The sequence below is a fragment of the Achromobacter spanius genome (assembly GCF_029637605.1).
Taxonomy (GTDB): Bacteria; Pseudomonadota; Gammaproteobacteria; order Burkholderiales; family Burkholderiaceae_B; genus Achromobacter; species Achromobacter spanius_E.
In genome coordinates this window covers 773,715-789,569 of the sequence record NZ_CP121261.1, presented here as the reverse complement: position 1 = coordinate 789,569, position 15,855 = coordinate 773,715, and the positions used below count along the sequence as shown (strand labels likewise).

The following is a 15,855-nucleotide window of genomic DNA, read 5'->3' as shown; positions in this document are numbered from 1 at the left end:
CTGCTATCGCGATAACGGTGGGCGCTGCGCAAGCCGCTGCTCACCGGCCGCCCTTGTCCCTCAATTTCTGAACCATCACCAGTATCTTTGCGCCGATATTGTTATGTTATAACGTTTTGAATTAAAATTCGTGCCGAGTTGGAGCGGCCCCTCCGCATAGCCCTTCCCTTTACCGCCCAAGCCCCTCGCGCGATGAAAACAGACACCCCACTCTCTACCCAGAACAAGCTGCCCGTCACTGTTCTGTCCGGCTTTCTCGGCGCCGGAAAAACCACGCTGCTGAACCATATCCTCAACAATCGTGAAGGCCGGCGCGTTGCCGTGATCGTCAACGATATGTCCGAAGTCAACATCGACGCGGCCCTGGTACGCGAAGGCGGCGCGGCGCTGTCCCGCACCGACGAGAAGCTGGTCGAAATGAGCAACGGCTGCATCTGTTGCACCTTGCGCGAAGACCTGTTGATAGAAGTCGAGCGCTTGGCCCGCGACGGGCGTTTCGATCACCTGGTCATCGAATCCACCGGCATTTCCGAGCCGCTGCCGGTTGCCGAAACCTTCACCTTTGAAGGCGAAGACGGACGCAGCCTGAGCGAAGTGGCCCGCCTGGACACGATGGTGACCGTGGTGGATGCCTTCAACTTCCTGCGCGACTACAGCTCGCAAGACAGTCTGCAAAAACGCGGCGAGTCCCTGGGTGAAGAGGACGAACGCACGGTGGTCGACCTGCTGATCGAGCAAGTTGAGTTCTGCGACGTCATCGTGCTGAACAAGGTCGACCTGATTGCAGCCGACGAGCGCGAGCGCCTGATGGCCATCTTGCGCACCCTGAACCCGCGCGCCCGCATCGAAGTTGCCGAGTTCGGCAAGCTGCCGCTGGACCGGGTGCTGGAGACGGGGCTGTTCGACTTTGCGCAAGCGTCCGAAGCACCGGGCTGGCTGCGCGAGCTACGCGGCCAGCACACTCCGGAGACGGAAGCATATGGCATCCGCAGCTTTGTCTATCAGGCGCGGCGGCCCTTGCATCCCGAGCGATTCTTTGCCTGTGTCGAAAGCGAATGGCCGGGGGTCGTGCGTTCCAAGGGCTACTTCTGGCTGGCCAGCCATCCTGAAATGGCCGGTTCGTGGTCGCAGGCCGGTGCCGTCGCCCGCCACGGCGCGGCCGGCTACTGGTGGGCGGCGATGCCGCCCGAGCAGTGGCCGGATGATCCCGAGGCCGCCGCCATGATCCGGCAAAAATGGGCGGACGGCGTGGGCGATGCGCGCCAGGAACTCGTGCTGATCGGTATCGACATGGACGAACCAGCGCTACGCGCCAAGCTCAATGCCTGTTTGCTGACCGACCAAGAAATGGCCCAGGGCCCGCTAGTGTGGAAGACGTGGAAGAACCCCTTTCCGAACTGGCCTTGAGCCTGCAACCGGCAAATGCCTCATTAAATGCGGTGGTCAAGGACGCGACGCTGCGTCCTCAAAGGCCGGCGTTTACCTTGCCTTTGCTCAATGCAGGATGCGTTCAAGGAATGCGCGTGTGCGGTCATGCCGAGGGTGGTCGAAGAAGGCGTCCGGCGCGGCCGACTCCAGGATGCGACCGCCGTCCATGAACACGACCCGATCGGCCACGCTGCGCGCGAAGCCCATTTCGTGCGTGACGCACAGCATGGTCATGCCGTCGTCGGCCAACTCGGTCATGGTGTCGAGCACCTCCTTGACCATTTCCGGGTCCAGGGCGGACGTGGGCTCGTCAAACAGCATGATGCGGGGCTGCATGCACAACGATCGCGCGATGGCCGCGCGCTGTTGTTGGCCGCCGGACAGCTGGCCGGGATACTTGTCCGCCTGGTCCAGGATGCGCACCCGCGACAGGTATTGCATCGCCAGTTCGGTGGCCTGCGCGCGCGCCATGCGCTTGACGTGCATCGGCGCCAGCATGCAGTTCTCCAACACGGTCAGGTGCGGAAACAGATTGAAGTGCTGGAACACCATGCCCGCATCCGCCCTCACTTCGTCAATGGCGCGCAGGTCGTCGGCCAGCGCGATGCCGTTGACCACGATGCTGCCTTCCTGATGGCGTTCCAACCGATTGATGCAGCGGATCATCGTGGACTTGCCCGAGCCCGATGGCCCGCAGATCACCAGGCGTTCGCCCGCGGCCACGTGCAGGTCTATGTCATGCAGCACCTGAAAATCGCCATACCATTTGCTCATGCCGGAAATGCTTACGGCCATCGGCGCGGCCACGCCGCCTTGTTGCTGGTTCAACGTAGTTCCCCTTTTTTGAAGCGCCGCTCCAGCCACATCGAATAGCGCGACAGGCCGAAGCAGATGCAGAAATAGATGCCCGCGATAAAGAGATAAGTCTCTACATAGGGCGTGGGCCAGGCCGGATCCGTCAAGGCGGCGCGCCCCGAACTCAGCAGGTCGAACAAGCCCACGATCAGCACCAGGCTGGTGTTCTTGATCATCACGATGGCGGTATTGGTCAGTGGTGCGATCACCTTGCGCATCGCCTGTGGCAACACCACCAGCCGCGTCATCTGCCACCACGACAGGCCAAGCGCGCGCGAGGCTTCCATCTGCCCCGCCGGCAGTGATTGCAAGCCGCCACGGATCACCTCGGCCAGATAGGCGGCCGAGAAAATCGTCAGCGCGATGCCGGCGCGCAGCAGGCTGTCGATGGTCATGCCGGCCGGCAGCATGATGGGCAGCACGATGGACGCCATGAACAACAGGCTGATCAACGGCAGGCCACGGATCAGTTCGATAACGCAGGTCGCGATGAAGCGCGCCATCGGCAGCGAGCCGCGCCGCGCCAATGCCAGCAGGATGCCCAGCGGCATGCCCACGCCCAGCGCGCACACCGCCAGCAGCAGCGTCACGGGCAGGCCACCCCACGACGCGGTCGGCACTTGGGTCAACCCCGCCCAACCGCCCAGCATCAGCGCCAACGCGCCGGCCATGCCCGCCAGCCACAGCCCGACCGTGCGCAGCCGCCATTGGCGCGGGTCAAGCGACACAACCACCATGGCCAGAATGGCCACGCACACCACGGCTGGCCGCCATTGCTCGGCGCGCGGATAAATGCCGAACAGAATCTGATTCAGCTTTTCGGCCAGGAACGCCCAGCACGCCCCGCTGGCCTGCCGGCACATGGCGCCGGGTTCGCCCGGCCACACGGCGTTCAACAGCGACCAATCAATGAACTTCCCCATGGCATAGAGCGCCAGGCCCAACGCCAGCAAGGTGGCGATACTGCTGGGAATATTGCCAAACAGTCGCTGGGGCACGCCCGCCCGGCGATCCACCGGCGCGGGCCGGGACGGCATATCTGTAGAGATCACGGTCGTGTTCATTTGCGTTCAGTCCGCAGGATGCGCCGGTTGTAGAGATTCATGAAGAGCGACACGCTCAGGCTGATGCACAGATACACGCCCATCAGAATCGCCAGCCCTTCGATGGCCTGGCCGGTCTGGTTGATGGTGGTGGTGATCACGAACGACAGGTCCGGATACCCCACCGCCAGCGCCAGCGTGGTGTTCTTCACGATAGACAGGTACTGGCTGGTCATGGGCGGCACAATCACGCGCAGCGATTGCGGCACGATCACGTGGCGCAGCGTGGTCCAGGGACGCAACCCAAGCGACTGCGCCGCCTCCCATTGGCCCTGCGCCACGGCCTCGATTCCGCCACGGATGATCTCGCCCGAGAACGCCGCCGAATACAGCGTCAGGCCAACCAGCAGCGCGGTGAATTCGGGCGTCAGCGCGGTGCCGCCAACGAAGTTCAGCCCACGTAGTTGCGGCGCGGTGCTGCTCAATGTCAGGCCGCCCCACTGCCAGGCCGCCACACTTGCCAGCGCCGTTACGACGAGCACGATGCGGCCCAGCGGCAGGGCCGGACGCTGCTTGCGCAGCGGGCGCAAGCCCCACCAGGCCAGCAGCGCCGCCAACAGCACGCACAACAACGGCAGCCAATCGCCCTGCGACTGCACGCTGGGAAAGAACAGGCCACGAATCGACAGGAATACGCCGGGCAACGGGTTGAGCGCCTGCCGGGGCGAAGGCAGATTGATGGTGACCAGGCTATACCAGAACAGCAGTTGCACCACCAACGGCGTGTTCCGCGTGATTTCCAGATAGAGCGTGGCGATGCCATGCACCAGCGGATGCCGGCTGCGGCGTGCCAGCGCCAGCAGGAATCCCAGCACCGTCGAGGCAAGGATCACCAGCGCCGAGATATACAGCGTGTTGACCAGCCCGACGACAAACGCGCGCCCATAACTGTCGGTGGGCCGGTAAGCCAGCAGGCTTTCCGACACCGGGAAGCGCGCCGCGTCCCCCAGATACCCAAAACCGGTGGTGATGCCGCGCTGGGTCAGGTTGTAATGCGCGTTCCACACCAGCCAGGACAGCGTGCCAAAGAAGACGCAGGCAATGAGCACCTGCGCCAGCACGGACCGCGCCCGCGCGTCGTACCAAAGTCGCTTGAACATGAATCAGCCCCGCCCGGCACCCGGGTCAATTGAAAACGTAGGGGTACATCAGGCCGCCGTCGCGATACAGCCGGTTCAGGCCGCGCTCGAGCTTCAACGGGCTGTTCTTGCCGACGTTGCGTTCAAACATCTCGCCGTAGTTGCCCTGCGCCTTGACGATGTTGTAGGCCCAGCGTTCGTCCAGGCCCAGCGCCTTGCCGTTGCCCGGTTCCACGCCCAGGAAGCGGGCGATGCGCGGATCGCCCGACTTGAGCATGTCGTCCACGTTGGCCTGCGTGATGCCCATGTCTTCGGCCGCGATCGGCACCTGGACCACGAACTTGACGATGTCGAACCAGCGGTCATCGCCATGGCGCACCGCCGGGGTCAGGGCTTCGCTGTTGCCGCTGGCCGGAAAGATGACGTAGTCGTCCGGGTTCTGCGCCTGCGTGGCGCGCACCGCCGCCAGCGCCGACGAGTCCGTGATCAAGCCATCGCAGCGACCCGTGAAAAAGGCCTGGCGCGAGGCGGCCACGTTGTCGAACAACACGGTCTTCAGGCCCAGTTTGAACTTGCGCGACAGGTCGGCCACCGTCACTTCGCTGGTCGATCCGGTTTGCACGCAGATGGTGGCGCCCTGCATGTCCTTGGTGTGCGTGATACCCAGGTCCTTGCGCACCATGAAGGCGTCGTACTCGTAGTAATTGGGATAGGTGAAGTTGATGCCGTTGGCATCGCGCCGCAAGGTCCAGGAGGTGGTGCGCGGCAGCACGTCGATCTGGCCCGTCTGCAACGCGGTCAGGCGTTGCTGGCCGGTCAGCGGCACGAAGCGCACCTTGGTGCCGTCACCCAGCACGGCAATCGCGATGGCGCGGCAGGTTTCCACATCCAGCCCCTTCCAGTTGCCGTCTTTGTCTGGCGCCGAAAAGCCGGTGGTGCCGTGGCCCGATCCGCAGATCACATAGCCACGGGCGCGGATCTGGTCCACGGTCGGGCTGTTGCTGGGCGCGGAGACCACCGGCGAGGCGGCGGGTGTGGTGGTGGGTGTGGCGGGCGTGGCGGGTGTGGCATTTTGCGCGCCGGCCAGGGCGGGCAGCATGGCGGCGGCGCCCAGGATGAGCGCGCGCGAAACGGTACGGATACGGTACATGGCAATTCCCCTTGCAATGTGTTGACGGGCCATGAAGCTCTTGTTGGCGGCTGGCCCAGGATGAATATCAGCGTGCCTGACGGGCGTAGGCGTCAAGCGCCCGGCGCAGGTCTTCCTTCAGAATGTCGATTCCCTCAAGCCCGATCGACAGGCGCACCACCGGCTGATCCGTGGCCGGATGCACGCGGCCGGCCTGCAACGGCGCCGGGTAATACGCGGCCAGGCTATGCACCCCGCCCCAGCTCGCGCCAATGGCGAAGTGTTCAAGCGTGTCGAAGAAACCGTTGAATGCGTGCTCCGGCCCCGGCTTCAGGATCAACGAGAACAGGCAGCCGTTGGTGCGGAAATCACGCCGCCACAGGGCATGGCCGGCGTCGCCTTCAAGCGGCGGATACAGCAGGCGTTCAACCTGGGGCTGGGCTTGCAGCCACTGCGCGATCTCCAGCGTGGCGGCGCTTTGCGCGCGCACGCGCAGGTCCAGGGTTTCCAGGCCGCGCAGCACCAGAAAGCAATCTTCCGGGCTGACCTGCTGGCCCAGAATGCTTTGCGTCTCGCGCAGCACGGCGTAGTGGTCGGCATCGTTCAGGCTGATGCTGCCCATCAGCACATCGGAATGGCCGCTGAAGAACTTGGTGGCGGCCTCCACGCTGAAATCCACGCCATGCGCCAGGGGCTGGAACCCCAGCGGGCTGGCCCAGGTGTTGTCCATCATGGTCAGCACGCCATGGCGGCGCGCCACCTCGGCAATCGCCGGAATGTCGGCCATTTCCATCGTGACGGTGCCGGGCGCTTCCATGCAGATCATGCGGGTGGTCGGCCGGATCAGCGCCTCGATCTCCGCGCCAATGGCGGGCTGGTAGAGCTCGACTTCCACGCCCATGTGGGCCAGCCACTTCTCGGCAAAGGTCTTAAGCGCGCCATAGCAGGCCGCCGACACCAGCAGGTGATCGCCGCCGCGCACGAATCCCATCACAACGGTCATCAGCGCGGACGCCCCCGAGGGGGTAATCACGCAGTGGCGGGCGCCTTCGAGCGCCGCGATGCGCTGCTCCAGGAGCCGCGCCGTAGGCGTGCCGGTAATGCCATAGCTATAGCCGTCGGGCTGGCGCTGCTTGCGGTTGACGAAGTCGGCAAGCGAGCCGAACACCACCGTGGAGGCGCGTTGGACAGCCGGCGACAGGCTGGCGAAATCAGTATTCGAGGGGCTTTTGGTGTTCATTTAAACTATTTTCGGCACGTAGGAGAGATCTCGATGACACGCAGTCTGGACGCTCAGACCAATTCCCTCAACAATTGAACTGACTTAGTCGATAAGCAGGACTTATATATGGATATGCGTGAAATCCAGGTTTTCCGCGCCGTCATGCAGGCCGGTACAACCAGCAAGGCCGCCAACCTGCTGGGGGTGTCCCAACCCGCCATCAGCCAGTCAATCCGCAAACTTGAAGACAGCTCGGGGCTGCGCCTGTTTGAACGGGTGCGCGGCCGGCTGGTCGCCACGCCCGAGGCCGGCGCGCTGATGGAAGAGGTGGATCGCTGCTTTGCCGGTTTCGAGTTGATCGAACACCGCATTCGCAGCCTTAAATCGTTTGGCGTGGGCCGGCTGGCGATTGGTTCGTTGCCCGCGCTGGGCACCGGCTTCATGCCACGCGCCATCGCCGCCTTCGGCCTTGCCGACCGCCGCTTGCAGATGTCGTTTCAGATCATGAGTTCGCGCGAGGTGCTGCGCCAGGTGGCGGCCGGCCAGCTCGACTTCGGGCTGATGGCCGACGAACTCTCGGTGCTGGGCCTTGAACACTCGGAATTCCTGCGCACGCCGGGCGTGATCGCCATGCACAACCGCCATCCGCTGGCGCGCAAGAAAGTGATTGACCCGCAAGACCTCGTTGAACACCCTTTCATTGCGCTCAACCCGGAAGACGCCAGCCGACGCCGCCTGGAAGCCGCGATGCAGGCGGTTGGCCTGAATCTGCGGCCCATGCTGGAAACGCCCTATTCCAACTCGGTCTGCGAGTTCGCGCTCAATGGCGTGGGCATCGGCATGGTGCATCCCATCATGGCGCTGGACTATCTGTCGCGCGGGCTCACGATCAAGCGGGTGTCACTGGAAATCAGCTTCACCAGCCTGCTGGTGTTCCGCTCGGGCATGCCCTTGTCGGGCAACGCCCGCGAGCTGCTGAAGGTGATGCGCATCCAGCTGGAAAACGATCTGAAGAAGATGCGGGCGGCGTTGGATTAAATAGACGACGCAACCGCAATCGCGATCTTTCCCTGCAGGCCATTGTTGGGCGTCTCAAGCCTGGCATGGGCCTGTGCAATGTCGGCCAGCGAATAGACGGCGCCCACATGTGGTCGCAACTGACCGCGCTCGATCAACGCGCTCAACTCGTCAAGCTTGCCGCGATGTTGCCGGGTGAAGACGAAGTGATAGCTGGCGTTCTTGCCCCAGGCTTGCAGCAGGTTCTGGGGTTGCGCGATGTCCACGATCGAGACCACGCGGCCCAGTTGCGCAAGCACGTCGGCGCTGCGCGACAAGGTGTCGCCGCCGATGGTGTCGAATACCACGTCGACCCCACGGCCGCCGGTTTCGCGCATGACGGTGTCGACGTAATCTTCCTTTGCGTAGTCGATGACGACATCGGCGCCCATGCGCCGGGCGAACTCGAAATTGGCTTCGCGCGCGGTCGTGTACACCTTTGCACCGATGGCCTTGGCAAGCTGGATCGCAACATGGCCAACCCCGCCCGCGCCGCCGTGTATCAAGATGCTCTCGCCTACTCTCAAGCCCGCGCGCACGACCAGCGCTTCCCACGCCGTTCCGCCAACCAGCGTCAGGCTGGCAGCCTCAAGATGGCTCAGCGACGGTGGCTTCTTGCCGATGATGCTTTCAGCGGCAACGTGGTATTCGGCATAGCTTCCTGGTCCGTCGAAAATTTGCGGCGTGTACCAGACCTCGTCGCCTGGCGCGAATGCCGTCACCCCCGGCCCCACGGCTTCAACCACGCCGGATACGTCGTGCCCGGTTATGGCCGGCAGTGGCACGAGGTCGGGGTAATCGCCTCGCCGGACTTGGTAATCCAAGGGATTGATGGACGTGGCATGGACGCGCACCAGAACTTGTCCCGCTTGCGGCACAGGCTTGGGCACTTCGCGCAGCTTGAACGCTTCCGGGCCACCAAATGAGTTAAGTACGACAGCTTTCATTGCATCACCTCTTATCGGTAAAGTGGGATATCGGGATATTCCGATATCTAGGGATAAAAAAATTACAGGTCTTTCCCGATGATCTCGGCAAGAGCCCTGATGTTTGCTTCATTGCGCTTGTAATACGTCCACGGACCAATGCGCGTGGCGTCCACCAAGCCCGCGCGTTGCAGCGTGGCAAGGTAATCAGACACCGTTGACTGCGACAGCCCGACGCCCTCTTGAATGCTACTGACGCAGACGCCAACCGTATGAACATCGCCTTCATCCTGCGGCGGGAAGCTGTTCGCCGGGTCCTTCAACCCTTTCAGGATTTCCAGGCGCGTACGGTTCGAGAGGGCTTTGAAGATGTCGAGTAATTCCATGGCGTGATGATATCTGGATTTCCCGATATGTCAATACGATGATTGCGGGTGTTGTGGGGTTTGTCGCCCGTTATCATGGCCGCCCAATAAGGAGAAACGATGGAAGACAAATCGTACCGGGCGCGCATGGTGGCGGAGCTGCTGGTCAAGGACTTGGCGCGCAGCCGGCAATTCTGGATCGACCTGTGCGGCTTCGAAGTGGTCTATCAGCGCGAAGAGGAAGGCTTTGTCTTCCTGGATCGGGACGGCGCGCAATTCATGCTGGAAGAAGTGCGTGGCGACGACGGCTGGATCACTGCGCCACTGGAAGCGCCCCTGGGCCGTGGCGTGAATTTCGAGATCAAGGTGAAGTCGATCGACGCGCTGCACGAGCGCCTGGTGGATGCAAGCTGGCCGCTGTACCGGCAAATGCAGGAACGCTGGTACCGAAGCGATAACGTCGAAATTGGGGTGCGGCAGTTCCTGGTGCAGGACCCCGACGGTTATCTGTTGCGTTTTTCAGAGTGGATTGGGGACCGCCCCGTAGCTAGCGGTGCGGAGTAACGCACATGGCAATCGACGCAGGCACTGTTGAAATTCGGCTATTCGCGCCCGACGACGACGTCAGCTCCTTGACCGCCCTGCTCCATCGCGCGTACGCGACGCTGGGTGCAAAGGGCTTGAAGTTCAAGGCGGTGGATCAAAGCGACGATGTCACGCGGCATCGCATGGCAGCAGGCGAATGCTACGTCGCGATTGTCGGCACCACTCTTGTGGGCACGGTGCTCTTCATCCCGCCGCTGCGCACAGCGGGCACCCCCTGGCTCGACCGTCCCGACGTGGCGAGCCTTCATCAGCTTGGTGTCGAGCCGAGCCTGCAACGCTCAGGGCTGGGCGCCCGATTGATGGCGTGGGCGGAAGCACGGGCAGCAGCCTGCGGCGCCAAGGAGATCGCCTTGGACACCGCAGAACCCGCCACGCATTTACAAGCCTGGTATGCCTCGCGCGGCTACCGGCCGATCGAATTCGCGCAATGGGTGCACACCAACTATCGAAGCATCATCATGAGCAAGGCGTTGGGTGCGCCCATCTCGACCTAGGCGAACCGCTTCATCAACACAGCAGCGGCTTCCAACGACGACGCCGGGTTCTGGCCGGTGATCAGCAGGCCGTCGCTGACCACATACGAGCCCCAATCCGGACCCTTCGAGTACACCCCGCCCTTCGCCTTGAGTTCGTCTTCAACCAGAAACGGCACCACGTCGGTGAGGCCGACGCCGTCTTCTTCGGTGTTCGTGAAGCCGGTGACCTGCTTGCCGGCGACCAGCGGCTGGCCGTCGGCTGCCTTCACGTGGCGCAGCACGCCCGGCGCGTGGCAGACCAGCGCGACCGGCTTGCCGGCTTCGATGAATGATTCGATCAAGGAGATGGAGTTGCCATCTTCGGCAAGATCCCACAGGGGGCCATGGCCGCCCGGGTAGAACACGGTGTCGAAGTCGGCTTGCGAGACGCTGTCCAGGCGCACGGTGTTGGCCAGTTGTTCGTTGGCGGCCGCGTCGGCTTCGAAGCGGTGGGTGAATTCGGTCTGAAAAGACGGCTCGTTGCTTTTCGGGTCCAGCGGGGGTTGCCCGCCTTGGGGCGAGGCCAGCACGATGTCGGCGCCAGCGTCTTTGAACGTGTAGTACGGCGCGGCCAACTCTTCGAGCCAGAAGCCGGTTTTGCGGCCGGTATTGCCTAGCTGATCATGCGAGGTCAGAACGATGAGGACTTTCATGGTGATGCTCCTTTCGAGGAATGGATTAGAAATATTAGACCGGTCGTCTAGTTTCTGGTGGATAAAAAAGCACTTCTGTTTGAAGTGCTACATAGGCTTGCTACATAGGCTTGCTACATGGGCTTGCTACGTGGGGACCTGCTACACGAACGTGCTTCATAAACCTGCTTCGTGATACTGCGTCGTGTACCTGCCCGTCCTAGCGAGCTAGGTGCAGAACCTGCGTTGTCGTGCTCAACGCGTTTTCAAAGGGCTGCGTGTTGCGCACGATCTTGACCATTACGCTCGCCCCCAACCAAAGTTGGTACAGGCTTTGCGCAACGGCTGTCGAATCGCCCTCTACCGATAAAGAACCCTCTTCCACCCCGGCCGCAATCGCGCGGGCCAGACGTTCGATGATTGCCGACGTGCCGCGTTTCAGAGCGGCTCGCATCGTGTCGGAAAGGTCGGCGACTTCGGCGCCCAGCTTCACCGCCAGGCACTTGCCCTGGCAGTCTTCGAAGGACTGGTTGTCTTTCCAGGCCAGGAAATAGTTGCCGAGCTGCTGCGCTTTGGTCTGATCCGCTTGGCCGAATATACGGTCCATGTCGGCCAGGTAATCCTGGAAGTAGTTCTCCAGCAAGGCCTCGCCAAACGCTTCTTTCGATCCAAAGTAGTGATAGAACGAGCCCTTCGGCACGCCTGCGGACGTCAGCACTTCATTCAGGCCCACCGCCGAAAACCCTTTACCGCCCATGATCCGCTGGCCGGTGGCCAGGATCTTTTCGCGGACGTCAGTAGCTTGGGAGGTGGTGGCTGAGTTCATGGGTTCGCACTTTACATGCGATTAGACCGGTCGTCTACAAATATTTGCGCAAGTATTTTTCGACAACCGACTATCCACCAGCCAGAAGCAAGGACCGAAGACGCACACGGATGGCGTCATATGGCCCCTGCCCTGATCTTCCCACTACCGCGCTGCCGCAACCGGCTGCTGCGACTTTGCCGCCTGCGTCGGCGTAACGCGCCATATGGTGTTCGACAGATCATCCGCGACAATCAGCGCGCCCTTCGGGTCCACCGTCACACCCACCGGACGGCCGCGTGTCGTGCCGTCCTTATCGCGAAAGCCGGCCACGAAGTCCACCGGTGCGCCAAAGGGCTTGCCGTCGCGAAACGGCACGAAGACCACTTTGTAGCCGACTGGATCCTTGCGGTTCCAGCTACCGTGTTCGCCGACGAAAGCGCCGTCGGCAAACTGTGCGCCCATTGCCTCGTTCGAGAAATCCACGCCCAGCGCCGCCACGTGCGAGCCCAGGCTGTAGTCGGGCTTGATTGCCGAGGCGACCTTTTTCGGATCCTGCGGCCGCACGCGCTCGTCCACGTTTTGCCCCCAGTAGCTATACGGCCAGCCATAAAAGGCGCCTTCCTGAACAGAGGTCAGATAGTCGGGAACCAGATTGGGGCCGATCTCATCGCGTTCGTTCACCACCGCCCACAACTGGTCGGTGCCGGGCTGGATGGTCAGCGCGGTGGGGTTGCGCAAGCCGGTGGCATACGACTTGTGTTCACCGGTTTGGGCGTTGATCCGCCAAATGCGGGCCCGGTCGACTTCCGCCGTCATGCCGCGTTCGGTAATGTTGCTGTTGGAACCGATGCCCACGTACAGGTACTGGCCATCGGCGCTGGCGGTCATGGCCTTGGTCCAGTGGTGGTTGATTGCCGATGGCAGCGGCGTCACGGTTTCGGGGGGGCCGCTGGCCTTGGTTTGCCCTGGCTGGTAGTCGAAGCGCACCACCGCGTCCTGGTTGGCGACGTAGAGATGGTTGTCCACCAAGGCCAGGCCGTAGGGGGCGTTCAGGTTCTCGGCGAACGTCAACACGTCATAGTTGCCGTCGCCGTCGGCGTCGCGCAGCAAGGTCAGCCGGTCTCCGCCCTTGACCGAGCTGGTGCCTTTGGCCTTGATGATGCCGGCGATCACGTCTTTGGGTTTCAGGCTTGGCGCATTGCCGCCCTTGCCCTCGGCCACCAGGATGTCGCCATTGGGCAGAATCAAGGTCTGCCGTGGGATTTTCAGATCCGTGGCGATGGCGGTGATCGTATAGCCATCGGGCACGGTGGGCGTCTTGTCTCCCCAAGGGGCCGGTTCTGCAATGACCATATTGGGCAGCAGCCCCCGTTCGGGCTTGGGCAGTGTCGGGTCGGGCCCCACCTGCGACGGGCCGGCCTGGCCTGCGCACACGCCCATCATGGCGGACAAGGGAATAGCGGCAAGCCAACTGGTGGTTTTGGTTTTCATGCGGTGGTGTTTCATACGGCTCCCCTGATGTGCGGTGTGCGAAAGCCCAGCCATACCGCCACCCAGGCCAGCACCACGACCACGATCGACAAGATCAAGCCGGCAGGCATGCTTGCCCAGGCGTCGCGGGCATGGATCAGCGCGTTCAAAACGGCGACGACCCATGTCGCCAGCAAGACCAGGGCATACGGAATGATTCCGCGCGCGCGCTGACTTGGCCGGAACACATCAACGACGGCAAAGAGCAGCGCGAAGGCGCCGAACACCAAACCGCCCACCAGAAACCACGACGCAAAATTATTCCACTGGATGTCAAAAGTCTGCGCATACGCCGCATCGGCAAGCGCGGCGCCCAGAAACCAGGGAAGCATCCCCGCCAGAAATACCGCATGGACCGGATGCACGGTCAGGGCATACCGATGTTCAATGATAGGGTTCACTTTGGATCGCCTCCTTGGTGGTGGACTCGAACGCAGGGATGCGGCACGCGCAGCAAATACCGTTCCCGCGCCACGCCGTCTCGACCATGGATCGGCCAAGGGCCCCTGCATCCCCAACCACTCAAGCGGAAAATTCACCATGTCATCCCTGCGCCTGGACAGTCTGGAAATCTTTGCGGACGTGGTGCGGCACGGCGGATTTCGGGCGGCGGCGCTCAAGCGGGGCGTCTCGTCGTCGGCGATCAGCCAGTCCATCACGGCGCTTGAGGCCACGTTGGGCATCCGGCTGCTGAACCGCACCACCCGCAGCGTGGCGCCCACCGAGGCGGGCGAGCGCCTGCTTGAGCGGCTGACGCCCGCCCTGCTCGACATCCGGGCCGCCGTTGACGAGCTGAATCAATTTCGCGAGAACCCGACCGGCACCTTGCGCATCAACGCGCCGGGTCCTGCCGTGGACCACGTGCTGTGTCCGTTGGCGTTGCGCTTCATGGAGACGTACCCGGACGTGAAGGTCGAGATCATCAGTGACGCGGCGATTGTCGATATCGTTGAGCAAGGTTTCGATGCAGGGGTGCGCTTTGGCACGCAGTTGGCGCAGGACATGGTCGCCATGCCTTTGGGCGCGGCACTGCGCTACGCGATCGTGGCATCGCCGGCTTATCTTCAGAAGTACCCGCGCCCCGCCCTGCCCGCCGACCTGGCGGCGCACGATTGCATCCGGCGCCGCTTTCCCGGCGGCACGACGGTCACGTGGAAGTTCGCCAAAGACGGCAAGGCGGAAGAGTTTTTGCCACAAGGGCGCTTGACGCTGAGTTCCACGCAGCAAGAGCTTCAAGCCGCGCTGGCGGGGGCAGGCATCGCGCATCTGTTCGAGGATTACGTGCGCGAGCACATCGAACAAGGCAGCCTGGTCGAGCTGCTGGTCGACTGGAAGCAGACGCTGCCCAGCTGGTGCCTGTACTACCCCAGCCGCCGCCACCCTAGCGCCGCAATGCGCGCCTTCCTGGCCTACGTCCGCGATTACGACTGGTCCTGATGCCCGCCGTGCGCGGGCCAGGCCTACGCTTCGGGTAGCACCAGCACTTCATGCACGGCGCTGGCATGGTCGCCACCGACGCGCGTGCCGCCCCCGATCACATGAATGCGATTGCCCAAAGTGGCCGCACCCAGGCCGTGCCGGGGCGTGGGCAGCGGCGGCAGCACGCTCCAGCGATCGCTTGCCGGATCGTAGACCCAGGCGTTGTCGAACACTTTCTGCTCGGGCACCCACTGTTCCCCGCCGAACACGTACAGGCGGCCGTCATAGGTGGCGGCGGCCAGCCCGCCCTGGGCCTGGGGCATGGGCGCGCGGACGCTCCAGCGATCGGTCTTCGGATCGTAGACCTCTAGCCGCGGCACATTGACCTGGCGCAACGATCCATCGGCTTGCTTGTGGGCCTGCCGCCCACCCACGACGAAGAGACGCCCATCGATGACCGCCGCCGCCGCGCTGTTGCGCGCGGTGGGTGCATCGGCAATGGCCGACCAGCGCCCGGTGGCGGGGTCGAACATCAAGGCTTGCGCGGTATCCACGTGGTCGTTGAAATGGCGCGCGTCATCGTGGGCACGGATGCGTCCGCCCACCAAATACAGCCGGTCTGCGATGGCCGCGAATACGCCTTCGGCCGAGGGATAAGGAATGGCAACGCCGTCACGCCAACGATTGCCGCGGGGGTCGTAGATATAGGTCGAGGCCTGGGCGCGCCAGTTCGGAAACCCGCCGCTGAAGCCGCCCGCGCCGTAGATCAGGCCGCCCGCAGCGGCAAGCGCGATGTGGTGGCGCGCTTCGGGCAAGGTCGCCAGCCGCGTCCACTTGTCTGTTGCCGGGTCATAGGATTCGAAGTGCGCGGAATAGCCGGTGTTGGGCGTCAACAATCCGCCAGCGACGTAGATGCGGCCGTCAAGCACTTCGGGATAGAGTTCCTGGCGGGCCAGTGAAGGCGCGGCCGCCGTGGTCCAGTGCGATGCGGCAGACTGCGCGTAGGCGGAGCGAAGAAAAGGGGTTGCGGCCAGGGTGGCGGCCAGGGCGGCGCCCTGGCGCAGGATGTCGCGTCGTTGCATGGTCGAACCTTGTGAATGGCAGGTAGGACCATGGTAGGTAGCCTGCGCTTCGCGCACTAGATGCACGATGCTTAGCACGGTGTTCAGCCTGGATTAACAA

The 15,855-nt window shown here is 63.1% G+C and carries 17 protein-coding genes; 5 read left to right on the top strand and 12 right to left on the bottom strand.

Going from position 1 to position 15,855, the window contains the following annotated elements:
- Nucleotides 1-192 precede the first annotated feature (192 nt).
- Nucleotides 193-1,407, top strand: a complete 1,215-nt coding sequence (zigA, locus tag P8T11_RS03600; RefSeq protein ID WP_268078246.1) for a zinc metallochaperone GTPase ZigA — start codon at nt 193-195, stop codon at nt 1,405-1,407.
- A gap of 87 nt (nt 1,408-1,494) precedes the next feature.
- Here the strand turns inward: zigA and P8T11_RS03595 are convergent, their stop codons facing one another.
- From P8T11_RS03595 to metC, 5 genes are all read right to left on the bottom strand, one after another.
- Nucleotides 1,495-2,223, bottom strand: coding sequence for an amino acid ABC transporter ATP-binding protein (locus P8T11_RS03595; protein ID WP_268082458.1), 729 nt, complete (start codon nt 2,221-2,223; stop codon nt 1,495-1,497).
- A gap of 29 nt (nt 2,224-2,252) precedes the next feature.
- Nucleotides 2,253-3,347, bottom strand: a complete 1,095-nt coding sequence (locus P8T11_RS03590) for an amino acid ABC transporter permease (protein ID WP_268078247.1) — start codon at nt 3,345-3,347, stop codon at nt 2,253-2,255.
- Complete coding sequence (locus P8T11_RS03585; RefSeq protein WP_268078248.1) at nt 3,344-4,486, bottom strand: amino acid ABC transporter permease; 1,143 nt, start codon at nt 4,484-4,486, stop codon at nt 3,344-3,346. The genes P8T11_RS03590 and P8T11_RS03585 overlap by 4 nt, the downstream gene beginning before the upstream one ends.
- Nucleotides 4,487-4,511: 25 nt before the next feature.
- Nucleotides 4,512-5,615 (bottom strand): amino acid ABC transporter substrate-binding protein, encoded by a 1,104-nt coding sequence (locus P8T11_RS03580; protein ID WP_268078249.1) that lies wholly within the window; start codon nt 5,613-5,615, stop codon nt 4,512-4,514.
- A gap of 67 nt (nt 5,616-5,682) precedes the next feature.
- Nucleotides 5,683-6,834 (bottom strand): cystathionine beta-lyase, encoded by a 1,152-nt coding sequence (gene metC, locus P8T11_RS03575; RefSeq protein WP_268078250.1) that lies wholly within the window; start codon nt 6,832-6,834, stop codon nt 5,683-5,685.
- 108 nt (nt 6,835-6,942) lie between these two features.
- Between metC and P8T11_RS03570 the strand changes: the two genes are divergently transcribed.
- Nucleotides 6,943-7,854 carry a LysR substrate-binding domain-containing protein gene (locus P8T11_RS03570; RefSeq protein ID WP_268078251.1) on the top strand — a complete coding sequence of 304 codons (912 nt, stop codon included), beginning with the start codon at nt 6,943-6,945 and terminating at the stop codon, nt 7,852-7,854.
- Here the strand turns inward: P8T11_RS03570 and P8T11_RS03565 are convergent.
- Nucleotides 7,851-8,819 (bottom strand): zinc-dependent alcohol dehydrogenase family protein, encoded by a 969-nt coding sequence (locus P8T11_RS03565; protein WP_268078252.1) that lies wholly within the window; start codon nt 8,817-8,819, stop codon nt 7,851-7,853. The two genes, P8T11_RS03570 and P8T11_RS03565, sit on opposite strands and share 4 nt — an antisense overlap.
- Before the next feature lie 62 nt (nt 8,820-8,881).
- Nucleotides 8,882-9,184 carry an ArsR/SmtB family transcription factor gene (locus P8T11_RS03560; RefSeq protein ID WP_268078253.1) on the bottom strand — a complete coding sequence of 101 codons (303 nt, stop codon included), beginning with the start codon at nt 9,182-9,184 and terminating at the stop codon, nt 8,882-8,884.
- A 99-nt stretch (nt 9,185-9,283) separates the two neighbouring features.
- Here P8T11_RS03560 and P8T11_RS03555 point away from each other — a divergent pair, with 99 nt between their 5' ends.
- Nucleotides 9,284-9,727 (top strand): bleomycin resistance protein, encoded by a 444-nt coding sequence (locus P8T11_RS03555; RefSeq protein ID WP_268078255.1) that lies wholly within the window; start codon nt 9,284-9,286, stop codon nt 9,725-9,727.
- 5 nt (nt 9,728-9,732) lie between these two features.
- A complete protein-coding gene (locus P8T11_RS03550; protein ID WP_268078256.1) occupies nt 9,733-10,263 on the top strand; it encodes a GNAT family N-acetyltransferase in 531 nt (176 codons plus the stop codon).
- On the opposite strand, the gene P8T11_RS03545 is transcribed toward P8T11_RS03550, so the two are convergent.
- The 4 genes from P8T11_RS03545 to P8T11_RS03530 form a co-directional block, all read right to left on the bottom strand.
- Nucleotides 10,260-10,937: a type 1 glutamine amidotransferase domain-containing protein gene (locus P8T11_RS03545; protein ID WP_268078257.1), complete on the bottom strand. Its 678-nt coding sequence runs from the start codon at nt 10,935-10,937 to the stop codon at nt 10,260-10,262. The two genes, P8T11_RS03550 and P8T11_RS03545, sit on opposite strands and share 4 nt — an antisense overlap.
- Nucleotides 10,938-11,136: 199 nt before the next feature.
- The gene (locus P8T11_RS03540; protein WP_268078258.1) at nt 11,137-11,742 is read right to left on the bottom strand and encodes a TetR/AcrR family transcriptional regulator; all 606 of its coding nucleotides are present in this window, start codon (nt 11,740-11,742) and stop codon (nt 11,137-11,139) included.
- A gap of 144 nt (nt 11,743-11,886) precedes the next feature.
- Nucleotides 11,887-13,215 (bottom strand): PQQ-dependent sugar dehydrogenase, encoded by a 1,329-nt coding sequence (locus P8T11_RS03535; protein WP_268078259.1) that lies wholly within the window; start codon nt 13,213-13,215, stop codon nt 11,887-11,889.
- Between the two features lie 11 nt (nt 13,216-13,226).
- Nucleotides 13,227-13,655 carry a DUF2231 domain-containing protein gene (locus P8T11_RS03530; protein WP_268078260.1) on the bottom strand — a complete coding sequence of 143 codons (429 nt, stop codon included), beginning with the start codon at nt 13,653-13,655 and terminating at the stop codon, nt 13,227-13,229.
- A 139-nt stretch (nt 13,656-13,794) separates the two neighbouring features.
- Here P8T11_RS03530 and P8T11_RS03525 point away from each other — a divergent pair, with 139 nt between their 5' ends.
- Nucleotides 13,795-14,691 (top strand): LysR family transcriptional regulator, encoded by an 897-nt coding sequence (locus P8T11_RS03525; protein ID WP_268078261.1) that lies wholly within the window; start codon nt 13,795-13,797, stop codon nt 14,689-14,691.
- Between the two features lie 23 nt (nt 14,692-14,714).
- Here P8T11_RS03525 and P8T11_RS03520 read toward each other — a convergent pair whose 3' ends face one another.
- Entirely contained in the window at nt 14,715-15,755 is a 1,041-nt protein-coding gene (locus P8T11_RS03520; protein WP_268078262.1) for a Kelch repeat-containing protein, read from the bottom strand.
- Nucleotides 15,756-15,855 lie beyond the last annotated feature (100 nt).

What these genes read in the sequence shown, in the direction of transcription:
- zigA (WP_268078246.1), top strand. Translation starts at nt 193, where the DNA reads ATGAAAACAGACACCCCACTCTCTACCCAGAACAAGCTGCCCGTCACT.
- P8T11_RS03595 (WP_268082458.1), bottom strand. Translation starts at nt 2,223, where the DNA reads ATGGCCGTAAGCATTTCCGGCATGAGCAAATGGTATGGCGATTTTCAG.
- P8T11_RS03590 (WP_268078247.1), bottom strand. Translation starts at nt 3,347, where the DNA reads ATGAACACGACCGTGATCTCTACAGATATGCCGTCCCGGCCCGCGCCG.
- P8T11_RS03585 (WP_268078248.1), bottom strand. Translation starts at nt 4,486, where the DNA reads ATGTTCAAGCGACTTTGGTACGACGCGCGGGCGCGGTCCGTGCTGGCG.
- P8T11_RS03580 (WP_268078249.1), bottom strand. Translation starts at nt 5,615, where the DNA reads ATGTACCGTATCCGTACCGTTTCGCGCGCGCTCATCCTGGGCGCCGCC.
- metC (WP_268078250.1), bottom strand. Translation starts at nt 6,834, where the DNA reads ATGAACACCAAAAGCCCCTCGAATACTGATTTCGCCAGCCTGTCGCCG.
- P8T11_RS03570 (WP_268078251.1), top strand. Translation starts at nt 6,943, where the DNA reads ATGGATATGCGTGAAATCCAGGTTTTCCGCGCCGTCATGCAGGCCGGT.
- P8T11_RS03565 (WP_268078252.1), bottom strand. Translation starts at nt 8,819, where the DNA reads ATGAAAGCTGTCGTACTTAACTCATTTGGTGGCCCGGAAGCGTTCAAG.
- P8T11_RS03560 (WP_268078253.1), bottom strand. Translation starts at nt 9,184, where the DNA reads ATGGAATTACTCGACATCTTCAAAGCCCTCTCGAACCGTACGCGCCTG.
- P8T11_RS03555 (WP_268078255.1), top strand. Translation starts at nt 9,284, where the DNA reads ATGGAAGACAAATCGTACCGGGCGCGCATGGTGGCGGAGCTGCTGGTC.
- P8T11_RS03550 (WP_268078256.1), top strand. Translation starts at nt 9,733, where the DNA reads ATGGCAATCGACGCAGGCACTGTTGAAATTCGGCTATTCGCGCCCGAC.
- P8T11_RS03545 (WP_268078257.1), bottom strand. Translation starts at nt 10,937, where the DNA reads ATGAAAGTCCTCATCGTTCTGACCTCGCATGATCAGCTAGGCAATACC.
- P8T11_RS03540 (WP_268078258.1), bottom strand. Translation starts at nt 11,742, where the DNA reads ATGAACTCAGCCACCACCTCCCAAGCTACTGACGTCCGCGAAAAGATC.
- P8T11_RS03535 (WP_268078259.1), bottom strand. Translation starts at nt 13,215, where the DNA reads ATGAAAACCAAAACCACCAGTTGGCTTGCCGCTATTCCCTTGTCCGCC.
- P8T11_RS03525 (WP_268078261.1), top strand. Translation starts at nt 13,795, where the DNA reads ATGTCATCCCTGCGCCTGGACAGTCTGGAAATCTTTGCGGACGTGGTG.
- P8T11_RS03520 (WP_268078262.1), bottom strand. Translation starts at nt 15,755, where the DNA reads ATGCAACGACGCGACATCCTGCGCCAGGGCGCCGCCCTGGCCGCCACC.